Source organism: Stenotrophomonas sp. YJH_SMC_64 (assembly GCF_059371375.1).
The window spans coordinates 78,716-91,027 of record NZ_JCAFUN010000019.1; the positions used below are offsets into that span (position 1 = coordinate 78,716).

Annotated in this window: 10 protein-coding genes and 1 pseudogene; 4 read left to right on the top strand and 7 right to left on the bottom strand. The window is 67.1% G+C overall.

Annotated elements, in window-relative coordinates:
* Positions 1-36: 36 nt before the first annotated feature.
* Positions 37-684 (top strand): ABC transporter ATP-binding protein, encoded by a 648-nt coding sequence (locus tag AC5P9L_RS19170; RefSeq protein ID WP_060381120.1) that lies wholly within the window; start codon positions 37-39, stop codon positions 682-684.
* Positions 681-3,197 (top strand): ABC transporter permease, encoded by a 2,517-nt coding sequence (locus AC5P9L_RS19175; RefSeq protein ID WP_087802801.1) that lies wholly within the window; start codon positions 681-683, stop codon positions 3,195-3,197. Before AC5P9L_RS19170 ends, AC5P9L_RS19175 begins: the two co-directional genes overlap by 4 nt.
* 78 nt (positions 3,198-3,275) lie before the next feature.
* Here AC5P9L_RS19175 and AC5P9L_RS19180 read toward each other — a convergent pair whose 3' ends face one another.
* The 6 genes from AC5P9L_RS19180 to AC5P9L_RS19205 form a co-directional block, all read right to left on the bottom strand.
* Complete coding sequence (locus tag AC5P9L_RS19180; protein WP_087802802.1) at positions 3,276-3,692, bottom strand: hypothetical protein; 417 nt, start codon at positions 3,690-3,692, stop codon at positions 3,276-3,278.
* A 529-nt stretch (positions 3,693-4,221) separates the two neighbouring features.
* A complete protein-coding gene (locus tag AC5P9L_RS19185) occupies positions 4,222-5,148 on the bottom strand; it encodes a DUF6607 family protein (protein ID WP_049397451.1) in 927 nt (308 codons plus the stop codon).
* 73 nt (positions 5,149-5,221) lie between these two features.
* Positions 5,222-5,821: a ChuX/HutX family heme-like substrate-binding protein gene (locus tag AC5P9L_RS19190; RefSeq protein WP_005408118.1), complete on the bottom strand. Its 600-nt coding sequence runs from the start codon at positions 5,819-5,821 to the stop codon at positions 5,222-5,224.
* 4 nt (positions 5,822-5,825) lie between these two features.
* The gene (locus AC5P9L_RS19195) at positions 5,826-8,069 is read right to left on the bottom strand and encodes a TonB-dependent hemoglobin/transferrin/lactoferrin family receptor (protein ID WP_278252950.1); all 2,244 of its coding nucleotides are present in this window, start codon (positions 8,067-8,069) and stop codon (positions 5,826-5,828) included.
* Between the two features lie 153 nt (positions 8,070-8,222).
* Positions 8,223-8,417, bottom strand: a complete 195-nt coding sequence (gene hemP, locus AC5P9L_RS19200) for a hemin uptake protein HemP (protein WP_005412278.1) — start codon at positions 8,415-8,417, stop codon at positions 8,223-8,225.
* 304 nt (positions 8,418-8,721) lie between these two features.
* Positions 8,722-9,693 (bottom strand): aldo/keto reductase, encoded by a 972-nt coding sequence (locus tag AC5P9L_RS19205; protein WP_024957304.1) that lies wholly within the window; start codon positions 9,691-9,693, stop codon positions 8,722-8,724.
* A gap of 193 nt (positions 9,694-9,886) precedes the next feature.
* On the opposite strand from AC5P9L_RS19205, the gene AC5P9L_RS19210 reads away from it, so the two are divergent.
* Both AC5P9L_RS19210 and AC5P9L_RS19215 read left to right on the top strand, forming a co-directional pair.
* Complete coding sequence (locus AC5P9L_RS19210) at positions 9,887-11,185, top strand: NupC/NupG family nucleoside CNT transporter (RefSeq protein ID WP_005408115.1); 1,299 nt, start codon at positions 9,887-9,889, stop codon at positions 11,183-11,185.
* A 25-nt stretch (positions 11,186-11,210) separates the two neighbouring features.
* Positions 11,211-12,176, top strand: a complete 966-nt coding sequence (locus tag AC5P9L_RS19215) for a ribokinase (RefSeq protein ID WP_005408114.1) — start codon at positions 11,211-11,213, stop codon at positions 12,174-12,176.
* 11 nt (positions 12,177-12,187) lie between these two features.
* On the opposite strand, the pseudogene AC5P9L_RS19220 reads toward AC5P9L_RS19215, so the two are convergent.
* A pseudogene (locus AC5P9L_RS19220) lies at positions 12,188-12,312 on the bottom strand (IS110 family transposase); the annotation flags it as partial.

Sequence of the window (12,312 nt, forward strand, 5' to 3'; positions counted from 1 at the left end):
GCCATCGCCATCGCCGTCGACCAGGTCGGCAAGTCCGTGCAGGGCCCGGAGGGTGAAGTCCACATACTGGACAACATCACCCTGACGGTCCATGAAGGCACCAGCGTGGCCATCGTCGGCGCCTCCGGTTCCGGCAAGACCACCCTGCTTGGCCTGCTGGCCGGGCTGGACCTGCCCAGTCGCGGCCGCATCGCGCTGGCTGGCCAGGACCTGTCGGCGCTGGACGAGGAGGCCCGCGCCCAGCTGCGCGCGCGTGAGATCGGCTTCGTGTTCCAGAGTTTCCACCTGCTGCCGGCGCTGACCGCCGCCGAGAATGTCGCGCTGCCGCTGGAACTGGCCGGGCGCGAAGACCGGGCGCGGGTCGATGAAGTGCTGGCCCAGGTCGGGCTGGCCCATCGCGCCCGCCACTATCCGCGCCAGTTGTCGGGCGGCGAGCAACAACGTGTGGCATTGGCACGTGCGTTCGTCACCCGCCCGCGCATCCTGTTCGCCGACGAACCAACCGGCTCGCTGGACCACGCCACCGGCCAGCACATCAGCGACCTGCTGTTCGAACTCAACGCCGGCAGCGGCACCACCCTGGTGCTGGTCACCCACGACCTGCGCCTGGCCCAGCGTTGCCAGTACATCCACCGCATCGACGACGGCCGCCTGCTGCCGGTCGAGCGCGGGGCGCAGGCATGAACCTGCTGCGGCACGCGTGGCGCGCACTGCGCCGCGAGGCGCTGGCCGGCGACCTGCTGACCGTGTTCGCCGCACTGGTGCTGGGCGTGGCGGTGATGACCGCGGTCGGCACGCTGGTGAACCGGGTCAACCTGGCACTGACCGGCAGCGCGGCGGAGATGCTCGGCGGCGACCTCGGCATCGCCGGGCGCGATGGCCCGCCGCAGGCATTCGCCGACGAGGCGCAGCGGCGTGGACTGGCCTTCACCCGCATCGCCAGCTTCGGCAGCGTGCTGTTCAACGGTGATGCCAGCCAGATGGCCAGCATCAAGGCGGTGCAGGCGGGCTATCCGCTGCGTGGCACGCTGCGGGTGCGCAGCACGCCCGGTGGCGCGCTGATCGCCAACGCCGGCATGCCGCCCAAGGGCCAGGCCTATGCCGACCCGCGCCTGCTGCAGGGGCTGGGACTGAAGGCCGGCGATGATCTCGAATTCGGCGCCGGCACGCTGCGCATCGCCGGCATCATCGAGGCCGAGCCGGATGCCGGCGGCGACCTGCTGACGCTCTCCCCCACGCTGCTGGTCAACCGCGCCGATGTGGAAGGCACAGGCCTGCTCGGCCCCGGCAGCCGCATCAACTACCGGCTGATGTTCGCCGGCTCCGCCGACCAGGTTGCCGCGTTGCGCCAGTGGCTGCTGCCACAGGTGAAAGGCCTTCGCCTGCTGAGCGTGGACGACACCCAGCGCGGCGTGCGCCAGGCCTTTGATCTTGCCGGGCGCTTCCTCGGCCTGAGCGCGCTGCTGGCGGTATTGCTGGCCGGCGTGGCGACCGCGCTGGCGGCCAACCGTTTTGCCCTGCGCCGCATCGACCAGGTGGCGATCCTGCGCTGCCTGGGCGCGCGCCAGCGCGACATCCTGCTTGGCCTGGCGCTGCAGCTGCTGATGCTGGCGGTGCCGGCCTGTGCGCTCGGCATCGGCCTGGGCATGGCCGCGCAGGAAGGCCTGGTGCAGGTACTGGGCAGCCTGGTGCCGCAGCGCCTGCCGCTGCCGGAAGCGATGCCGGCGCTGACCGGCGCCGGCATCGGCCTGTTGCTGCTGTTCGGCTTCGGCCTGCCGCCGCTGCTGCGCCTACGCGGGGTGCCGCCGATGCGCGTGCTCAACCGCTCCTTCGCCGCCCTGCCCCCGGCCTCGCTGCTGGCCTACGTAGCGGCGCTGGCGGCCAGCCTGCTGCTGGCGGTGCAGGTGACCGGTGATCTCAAGCTGGCGCTGTGGGTGCTGGGCGGCCTGGCCGCGTTGGCGGTGGCGGCCGGCGTGGTCGGTTTCGTGCTGCTGCAGCTGCTGCGCGGCCTGCAGCACCGTCTGCACGGCCACTGGCGGCTGGGCCTGGCGGCGCTGACCCGGCGCCGGATGCTGGCGGTGATGCAGCTGGTCGGGCTGTCGCTGTCGCTGTGCGCGCTGTTGCTGCTGGCGGTGACCGGCCCCGGCCTGCTGCAGCAGTGGCGCGAGCGACTGCCTGCGGACACGCCGAACTACTTCCTGATCAACATCCAGCCCGAACAGCGCGACAGCGTGCTGGCCGCGCTGCGTGGACTGGGCGCCAACGACGCCAGCATCGAACCGATGGCCACCGGCCGCCTGATCGCGATCAACGGCAAGCCGCCGTTGCGCGTGGATCGCGAGCCCGGTCAGGACGGACAAGCGGCACAGGGCGAAGGTCAGCGCGATGATGACGACGAGAACCGGCCGTTGAACTTCAGCTGGCGCAGCAGCTTCCCGCCGGCCAACACGCTGATGAACGGCACCTTCTGGACGCCCGACAGCACGGCATCGGAGGCGTCGGTTGAGATCGGCTGGGCCAAGCGCTACGGCGTGTATCCGGGCGACCGCATCACCATTGCAGTAGGCGAGCAGGAGCGCGAGTTCACCGTGACCAGTGTGCGCAAGGCCGACTGGAACACCTTCCGGCCGAACTTCTTCGTGCTGCTGAACCCGAACGCGGTGGGCGATACACCGCACAACCTGCTGTCGGCATTCCACCTGCCGGCCGGCAAGGCAGCCGGACTGGGCGAGCTGGTGCGCGCGCAGCCCAACCTGTCGCTGCTGGACGTGGACGCGGTGATCTCGCAGGTGCGCGATGTGATGGAGCGGGTGGCACAGGCGGTGCAGCTGGTGATGGTGTTCAGCCTGCTGGCCGGCGTGCTGGTGCTGCTGGCCGCGCTGCAGGCCACGGCGGGCGAGCGTCGCTACGACAGCGCGGTGCTGCGCACGCTGGGCGCGACCCGGCGCCAGCTGCGCGGTGCGGTGTTCGTGGAGTTCGGCGCACTGGGGACGCTGGCCGCGTTGCTCGCGGTGGGCGCGGCGGCCGCCATCGGCGTGGCAGTCTCGCAGAAGGTGTTCGAGCTGCCATTGCTGCCGCCGTGGCCGGGCCTGCTGATCGGCGGCGTGGTCGGCATCGGGCTGAGCCTGCTGGCAGGCTGGTGGGGTACGCGGGCGATCCTGCATACGCCGCCGGCATTGGCGCTGCGCGAGGCCTGAGGCGGCCGTGACACGCTGCGGGTGGGGCCGGCTGTACGCTGCGCGCTCCACCTAAGCGCATCCACACATGGCGTGGGTCTACTGACGAGTGGCCGGGATGATGGACGCCTGTTGCTGGGCCCAGGCCACGGTCGTGCTCATCGCGCGCTGCACGCCCAGAAGCGTTATGAACAGGCAGAGCTCGTCCTTCTCCTCGTTATCCCCTACCCGCTTACGGACTTCGCTGTATTCAGGCGGGCTGTCAAAAATGACGATACGAACGATGTTGCCGCTGGGCAGGTGCTTGGCGGAGAAGATCGGGTTGGCATCGCGATCCTTAGTGCCATCGACGAAGAACGTGTTGTAGTGCGGGCTGCGGAAGTCTTCAATGCGCAGGCTTGCCGCGTTGATTCCCGTCATGAAGTGGTCGTGGATATGCTGCTCAAGACGATCGTAGACCTGCGGATCGGACAGATAGGTATCGAACATCTGGCGTTCTGGAACGACCATCAGCAAGCCTCATTTCCAGGCGTTGGATTTGCAGAGACACCAACCACGTCGTAATCCCCCGGCCAGGCCAGCACCTTCGAACACGGAGACTACGGCGTGGACTTCAGCCGAGGCGCTTCTGCCGCATTCGTGCCGGCGCCGGTTTCCAAACGCGATTCGCGGAACCCGAATTGTAGAAGTCGTCAAGGAGCAGCACGCCCTTCCGCGTGCAGCTCGAAATCGGCAAGGCTGGATGCCAGGAACATCTTCGCGCCGGCTGGGCGGCAGAGGTCGGAGAGTTTCATTGACCACGATGACAAATGGGTGCGTGGGCCGCCACCCTACCGCATCCGCAAGAGCCAGCAAGCGGCCTTGGGGCAAAGTGAGGCTAAATGCGTCATATTTTTGCGCGCAATACCCCATTCCGTCCGGTGCCACGCGCGGACGCCGCGTCAGTCGCCGCGGAAAGCGTGCCGAGCAAGCTCGGCACCTACCAAAAGCACATGACGGCGTTCCCAGTATTCAAGGAACAAGCACATCCACGCATGGCGTGGATCTACTGGGCCTTTTCCACGTACTTGGCGAACACTTCGTCGATCTGCTTGTCCTTCACCTTCTTGCCGGACTGGATCTCTTCGGCCTGGGTGAACAGCGGAATGATCATCGCCATACCGTCGATCCTGGTCTTCAGGTGCACGCCCGGGGCCTGGGTCAGGAAACCATCCCAGCGCTGGCGCACCTTGGCCCAGTAGCCGGCGGTGGCCTTCCAGTAGTTGCGCGCCGGGGTGAAGTCGACCTCGGTGGTCTTCACGTAGTCGTTGAAGCCGAACTCGCGTGCGATCTCCACCTGGCTGCCATCGGCGTTGCGCTGCACCTTGGTGTTGAACTGTTCGTGGGTCCAGCCGTTCGGGGTCAGCGTATGGCGGTTGACCACAGCCAGCGCGTTGTAGTCGCTGCGCTTGGTGTACTCACGGCGCGGCAGCGGGCGCCAGCTCAGATCGCTGGTCCAGCTCGGCACGTTGTTGGTGTAGGTCCAGGTGCCGGTGCCGCAGTAGCGCGGTGCGTCGCTCACTTCGTACACGCACTGGGTCCAGGCGCCCTGGTTCACCGCCGACGGAATACTGCGCACCTTCCAGGTCTGGTCGGCGCTGAACTCGAAACGGTTCGGTGCTTCGTACACCCAGTCCTGGCGCCAGTGCTTGGTGATGTGGCCGCTCTTTTCATCCAGCAGCAGGTGCTGCAGCACGATGCGCTTCGGGGTGTCCTCGACCACGATGACCACTTCACTGCCGCCGCTGCGCATCGCCGGTGCACGCTCGTAGCCCGGCTTCAGCAGCACGGTCTCGTCGAAGGCGAAGTCCACGGTGTACTCACCCTGCATGGCGAGGATGCTGTCGTGGTCGCGGGCGATATCGGAGGGCTGCGCGCTGGCCACGCCGCTGGCGGCGAGCAGCAGCATGGCGCTGGCTGTCTGGAGCTTCATCGGGGTCTTCCATCGGGGTTGCAGATTCATTGAGGGGCCATCCGTGGCCAACGGGCGTTCCATCAGGAGAGGGTCACAGGCGGATCAGCGGCAGGTCGCCGGGAATCTGGGGCGCCGGACGCCGGGCGGCGTCGGCACAGCAGCAGTCGTCGATCGCCAGCTCGCCTTCAGCACCTTCCAGGCGTGCGATGCGGCGCGCGGTGGCCGCGCCCAGCGAGGACAGGGTCGACAGACTGGCGGCCAGCGTGCGTCCGTCGTCGGCGGCATGCAAGCGCAGCGCGCACAGGCGCCAGCGCTGGCCGCCAAGATGGCCGGCCAGGCGCCGCCACAGGCGTTCGCCAACGCTCGCCTCGCTGTCGTGTTCCGGTCCCGGCGGCAGCGCCGCGACCAGACGGTCCCAGGCCAGGAAATCGCTGTCGGGCAGCAGGTACAGGCGCCACACGCAGCGGCCGCGTCCATCAAGGAAGCACAGGCTTTCGCGCAGGCCCTCGCTGTCCACGCCCTGGCAGGCGTGTACGCGTACGGCCTGGCGCCAGCCGCCCAGCTCGTTGCCGTCGGCGTGGTACAGGCACAACACGGTGCCGAGCGTGGCCAGCTGTGCCGGGGTCGGCCAGGCCGCGCTGTTCGGCGCGGCGATGGAGTCATTCCTGCGTGCGGACAAGGCTCGGCTCATGAGATCACCAGGAAACGGCAAGGCTGGCGGAGAAGGTGCGGCCCGGGCTGCTGAAACGATCGCTCAGTGCGCGATCGGTGATCAGGCTCGGGGTGATCGACGACCATTCGATGTAGCGCTTGTCGGCCAGGTTGAACACGCCGACATTGAAGGTGGCACCCGGCGCGAAGTTCCAGTGCGCCATCAGGTCCAGCACGCCGTAGCCGGCCGGCTGGTAGACGAACGGCGCCGGTGCGTTCGGATTGGTCTGCGCCGCAGGCGGCGGCAGGCGCTTCTTGCGCTGCACGAAGGTACCGGCCAGTTCGACGCCCCAGGTATCGGTGTCGTACATCAGGCCCAGCGTGCCACGCAGCGGATCGACCGAGGCCAGCGGTTCGTCATCGGTCCGGTTGTCACCACGCGACCATGCCAACGCACTGCGCAGCGCCCAGCCCTTCAGTGCCGGGCTCAGTTCGCCGAATTCGATGCCGGCCTTCATTTCCGCGCCATAGATGCGCGCGTCGGCGATGTTCTGCGACTGGAACACGGTCAAACCCTGTGCGTTGCGACCGGTATCGACGTTGGACTGGATGAAATCCTTGTAGTCGTTGTAGTAGCCGCTGACGCTGACGTACGCCGCCGGCGCAATGAAGCGCAGGCCCAGTTCGTAGCCGTCGCTGGTTTCCGGCTTCAGATCCGGGTTGGCGATGGCGGTATAGCGGAAGGCGACGTTGGTCAGGCCGATGTTGACGTCGTTGTACGGCGGCGAACGGAAGCCACGCGCATAACCGGCGAACAGCGACCATTCGTCGGTGAAGCGCCAGACCATGCCCAGCTTCGGCGACACGCTGGTCTTCTTCAGCTGCGCCACGGCCGTGGTCGGGTTGTCTTCGGCGAAGATGCTGTCCACTTCCGGCTTCAGCTCGTAGCGGTCCACGCGCACGCCCGGCACCAGCGACAGCCTGCCATCGGCAAAGCGCATCTCATCCTGTGCATACAGGCCCAGCTCGGTGGTCTTGCTGATCGGGAAGTCACGCACCGGGAAGGTGTCCGGCAGCACCGTGTTGCTGACCACGCCAGCCTTGCTGACCTGATAGCCGTCGCGCTTCTGCCGTATCTCGGTACGGGTGCCTTCGAAACCGTAGGTCAATGCGTGCTCGACGCTGCCGGTGGCGAACGCCTTGTTGAACTGCGCCTGCAGGCCATAGGCATGCTGGTCGAAGGAGAACACGCGGTGGCGGCGGGTGCCGTCGGTGCGGGTCTCGTCGGTCTGCTGCCGGGTTTCGCTGTTCTGCGCGTACACCTGCCAATGCAGGCTGTCGGCGAACGGCTGGTCCAGCGCATCCATCTCGTGGGCGAAGGACACGCGGTTGCGCTTCTGGGTGTCGTGGGACTTCATGCCAGTGGCCGCAGCCATCGCGCCGGGGCGCGGTGCAACGCTGGCAATCGCCGACAACACATTGGTGTCGGTGGTGTCTTCGTTGCCTTCCACGGTCAGGCGGAAGCGCTGGTCTTCGCTCGGTGCATAGACCAGCTTGCTGAGCAGGCTGCGGCCGTCGCGATCCTGCGGATTGGCCGCGGTGCGGGTGTCGTTGTCGCTGCGTACCGTGCCCTTGTTGTCCGTTTCCTGGCCCTGGTGGTGGTTGACGTTGACCAGGCCGCTCCAGTGGTCGCCACCAAAGGCGGCCGTGGCACCGCCGAGCAGGCCCTTCCACTCACCGTCGTAGCCGAACTTCAGGCCGAAGTAGCTGTTCTTGCCGCCCTTGAGGTAGTCGGCCGGGTCCTTGGTCACGAACGCGACCACGCCACCGAGTGCATCGGAGCCGTACAGCGAGCTGGCCGGGCCACGCACGATCTCGACGCGCTTGAGCGTATCGAGGTCGGTGAAGTTGCGGTTGGAACTGGCGAACGAACCGATGTCGAACCGGGTCGGCATGACGATGCCGTCGGTCTGGATGCGCACGCGGTTGCCGTCCAGGCCACGGATGCGGAAACCATCCAGGCCGAAGCGGGTCGCGCTGCGGGTGACCGACAGGCCCGGCTCGTAGCGCACCAGATCCTTGATGTCCTGCACCAGGTGCCGGTCCATCTGCTCACGGTCGATGACATCCACCGTGGCCGCCACGTCGCTCAGCGCCCGCTCGGTGCGGGTGGCGGTGACCTGCACCCGATCGAATTCGCGCGCATCGGGGGCAGCAGTGGCAGCAGCGTGGGCGGACAGCGGCAGCGCCATCCAGACAGCAAGGCAAAGGGCGGTATGGCGGGTCATCGGGTTCGTTCGGTCAGGCAGGGGAACCCCCGGTTACCGGCGCACCCGGAAGGTGCACGCGGTAGACCGAGGGGGAGAGAGCGGGAGCGGACGGGTCGCCCACCCTGTCGGCGCTGCCGGCAGGAGGGAGGGAGGCGGGCGACCAGACCGCGATTACTTGGTCAGGATCAGCTTGTCGTTGCTGGTGTGCCGCAGGCGATAGAAGCGGTCGCCGTGCTGGATCAGGATTTCACGACGGCCCTTGAGCAGGGCTTCGCTGTCGATGACCTCTTCCGGCGGAACGACGCGGACCGGACGATCGCGGAGGGTCAGTGTTTCGGGGCGCAGCAGTACAGGTTGAGCATTCATGAGCATCTGGACTCGTGCGAGGGACGAGTTAAATGATAATGATTCTCAGTTGACAATCAACAACCATTCTCAATTTGATTGATGGGATTAATGATCGAATTCCGTAATCCGATAGATCGCATCAATTAAATGGCGACGCAGGTGTGTAGAGTCGACTGTTGGTCGACTGCTGTTGCTCGAAGCAGTCGGTTATTCGAAGCAGTCGACTGACAGGCGACTCTACCGTTCCCGTTCGCGTTCCCGTCCCGTTCCCTCGGCCGAACCGGCCCGAGCGAGGCCCCCGAGGCCCGGTCGGCCCCGGGGTTCAGGCGAAGACGGCTTCGACCTGCGCCCAGCCGGCCGCGTCGACCTGCTCCAGCACGTCCAGTGCCTGCAGGTTCTGCAGCAGTTGGCTGACCCGGCTGGCGCCGAGGATCACGCTGGAAACGTTCGGGTTGCGCAGGCACCAGGCGATGGCCAGCGTGGCCGGGGCGTGGCCCAGCGCGCGTGCCACCTCGCTGAAGCGCCGCACCTGGCCCAGGCGGGCACCGGCGTCGGCCCCCAGCACCAGGTCCTGCAACCATTCCATGCCTTCCCGCCCCAGCCGTGCATCGGCCGGAATACCCTGGTCGTACTTGCCGGTGAGCAGGCCCGACGCCAGCGGCGAGAAGATGGTGGTACCCAGGCCGGCACCGGCATACAGCGGCGCGTACTCGACCTCGACCCGCTCGCGGTGCAGCAGGTTGTACTGCGGCTGCTCCATCGACGGGCCCTGCAGGTTGCGCGCCTCGGCGATGTCCAGCGCCTGCTGGATCTGCACCGCCGACCACTCCGAGGTGCCCCAGTAGAGGATCTTGCCCTGCCGCACCAGGGTGTCCATCGCATGCACGGTCTCGGCGATCGGCGCGTCCGGATCCGGGCGATGGCAGTAGTAAAGGTCCAGGTAGTCCACCCGCAGGCGCTTGAGTGCAGCGTGGCAGGCGTCGGTCACGTGCTTGCGCGACAGCCCGCGCTGGGTCGGCCGCGGGTCCTTGGCGCTGCCGAAAAACACCTTGCTGGACACGCAGAAACCGTCGCGCGGCAGGCGCAGGTCGGCGATCACGTCACCCATGACCTGTTCGGCACGGCCGTTGGCATAGCCCTCGGCGTTGTCGAAGAAGTTGACACCATGATCCCAGGCGGCGGCCACCAGGTTGCGGGCCTCATCACGCGGGATCTGGTCACCGAAGGTCACCCAGGCGCCGAAGGAAAGGGCGGAAATCGGCAGGCCGGTGGAGCCCAGGCGACGGTATTGCATGCGAATCTCCTGCTGCGGGCCCGCATCCGGGCCGGGATCGACCCCCATTCTACCTGCCGCCGCCAGCCGCAAGCCCTTGCCGTTGCTGGCCTGATCGGTACCGTTGGCCGCGCGCACGCTGCTTTTTCTTGCCCCGGCCCCTGCCCTGCACTAGGCTTCCCGTTTTTCGCGACGCCCCAGGGGAGTCACTCACATGGTCGAAGGTTTGGGCAGGATCGGCTTCGGCCTGTTCGGGTTGGCGGTGCTGATCGGCATCACCTGGTTGTTTTCCAATAACAAGCGCGCGGTTGACTGGAAGCTGGTTGCCACCGGTATCACCCTGCAGATCGCCTTCGCGGCGCTGGTGATCCTGGTGCCGGGCGGGCGCGACGTGTTCGACGCGCTGGGCCACGGCTTCGTCAAGGTGCTGAGCTTCGTCAACGAGGGTTCCGGTTTCATCTTCGGCTCGTTGATGGACACCAAGAATTACGGCTTCATCTTCGCCTTCCAGGTGCTGCCGACCATCATCTTCTTCTCGGCGCTGATGGGGGTGATGTACCACCTGAACATCATGCAGGCGATCGTGCGCGTGATGGCGTGGGCGATCACCAAGGTCATGCGTGTATCCGGTGCGGAAACCACCAGCGTCTGCGCCAGCGTCTTCATCGGCCAGACCGAGGCGCCGCTGACCGTGCGCCCGTACATCGCCAGGATGACCCAGTCCGAGCTGCTGACCATGATGATCGGCGGCATGGCACACATCGCCGGCGGCGTGCTGGCGGCCTACGTGGGCATGCTTGGCGGCGGCGACCCAGCGCAGCAGGCCTTCTACGCCAAGCATCTGCTGGCGGCCAGCATCATGGCCGCGCCGGCCACCCTGGTCGTGGCCAAGCTGCTGATCCCGGAAACCGGCACCCCGCTCACCCGCGGCACGGTGAAGATGGAAGTCGAAAAGACCTCCAGCAACATCATCGACGCGGCTGCGGCCGGCGCCGGCGACGGCCTGAAGCTGGCGCTGAACATCGGCGCGATGCTGCTGGCCTTCATCGCCCTGATCGCGCTGCTGAACGCCCCGCTGACCTGGATCGGTGAAGTGACCGGCCTGGCTGCGCAGATCGGCAAGCCGACCAACCTGTCGACCATCTTCGGCTACCTGCTGGCCCCGATCGCCTGGGTGATCGGTACGCCGTGGGCCGATGCCACCACCGTCGGTTCGCTGATCGGCCAGAAGGTCGTGATCAACGAGTTCGTGGCCTACACCGAGCTGTCGCAGATCGTGAACGGCCAGGTGGCTGGCGTCAGCCTGTCCAGCGAAGGTCGCCTGATCGCGACCTACGCGCTGTGCGGCTTCGCCAACTTCAGCTCGATCGCGATCCAGATCGGCGGCATCGGTGGCCTGGCCCCGGAACGTCGCCACGACCTGGCCAAGTTCGGCCTGCGCGCGGTGCTGGGCGGTACCATTGCCACCTTCATGACGGCGACCATCGCCGGCGTGCTGACGCACTTCAGTTGAACCCTTGGTTGAGAAAAGATTCCCTATGAGCAGCAGTGTCGTTGTCGTCGGTTCCTTCAATGTCGATCACGTGTGGCGGTGCGAGTCGCTGCCGGCACCGGGCGCGACCATTGCCGGCCGCTACAGCACCGGCCCCGGTGGCAAGGGCTTCAACCAGGCCGTGGCGGCCTGCCGCGCCGGTGCCGAGACGCACTTCGTGTGCGCGCTGGGCGACGACGCCGGTGGCGCCACCGCGCGCGAACTGGCGGCGCAGGATGGTTTCGGCCTCATCGCCGAAGCCAGCAGCGAACCGACCGGCACCGCCGGCATCTACGTCGATGCCCGTGGCCGCAACACCATCGTGATCGGCCCGGGTGCCAACGCTGCGCTGAGCACCGACTTCCTGCAACAGCAGCAGGCCCTGTTGACCGGCGCCAGGGTGGTGCTGGTGCAGCTGGAATCGCCGGTGCAGACCATCGAAGCGGCACTGGCCACGGCCCGCGAGGCCGGCGTCACCACCGTGCTCAACACCGCACCGGCCGATGCCCCCTCGACCATCGGCCTGCTCAAGCTGGCCGATGTGATCACCCCGAACGAGACCGAGTTCGCTGCCCTGCTCGGCCGCCATGTCGGTGAGCGGGTGGATGCCAACGACGTCGCCGCGCTGGATGGCGCCAGCCTGCACGCGCTGTGCCGCAAGCTGGTCGGCAACGGTACCGTGGTGGTCACCCTGGGTTCGGTGGGCGTGTTCGTGTCGCATGCCGACGAGAACCTGCGCGGCGATACCCAGCCGTACTACCGCGTGGGCGCCGAACAGGTACAGGCCATCGACACCACCGGTGCCGGTGACGCCTTCAACGGTGCGCTGGCCGCGTCGCTGGCGCAGGTGGCCGACGCCCCGTTCGCCCGCCACGTGCGCTTCGCCAACCAGTTCGCCGGTCGCTCGACCGAGAAGGAAGGCGCTGCAGCGGCGATGCCGCGCTTCACCCCGGCCGACGCCGAAGCAAAGTAGCAACTGTCTTGTCAGGGGCAGCCGAGGGCCACCTCGGCGTCTCGCTTACGGGCGTTGAGGATCACCAGCATTTTGCGCATGACCGCCACGAGCGCCACCTTGCTCGCTTTGCCCTTGGCCTTCAGGCCAGCGTAAA

Excerpts from the sequence above, each read along its gene's own strand:
- AC5P9L_RS19175 (WP_087802801.1), top strand. The coding sequence starts at position 681 with ATGAACCTGCTGCGGCACGCGTGGCGCGCACTGCGCCGCGAGGCGCTG.
- AC5P9L_RS19185 (WP_049397451.1), bottom strand. The coding sequence starts at position 5,148 with ATGAAGCTCCAGACAGCCAGCGCCATGCTGCTGCTCGCCGCCAGCGGC.
- AC5P9L_RS19190 (WP_005408118.1), bottom strand. The coding sequence starts at position 5,821 with ATGAGCCGAGCCTTGTCCGCACGCAGGAATGACTCCATCGCCGCGCCG.
- AC5P9L_RS19195 (WP_278252950.1), bottom strand. The coding sequence starts at position 8,069 with ATGACCCGCCATACCGCCCTTTGCCTTGCTGTCTGGATGGCGCTGCCG.
- hemP (WP_005412278.1), bottom strand. The coding sequence starts at position 8,417 with ATGAATGCTCAACCTGTACTGCTGCGCCCCGAAACACTGACCCTCCGC.
- AC5P9L_RS19205 (WP_024957304.1), bottom strand. The coding sequence starts at position 9,693 with ATGCAATACCGTCGCCTGGGCTCCACCGGCCTGCCGATTTCCGCCCTT.
- AC5P9L_RS19210 (WP_005408115.1), top strand. The coding sequence starts at position 9,887 with ATGGTCGAAGGTTTGGGCAGGATCGGCTTCGGCCTGTTCGGGTTGGCG.
- AC5P9L_RS19215 (WP_005408114.1), top strand. The coding sequence starts at position 11,211 with ATGAGCAGCAGTGTCGTTGTCGTCGGTTCCTTCAATGTCGATCACGTG.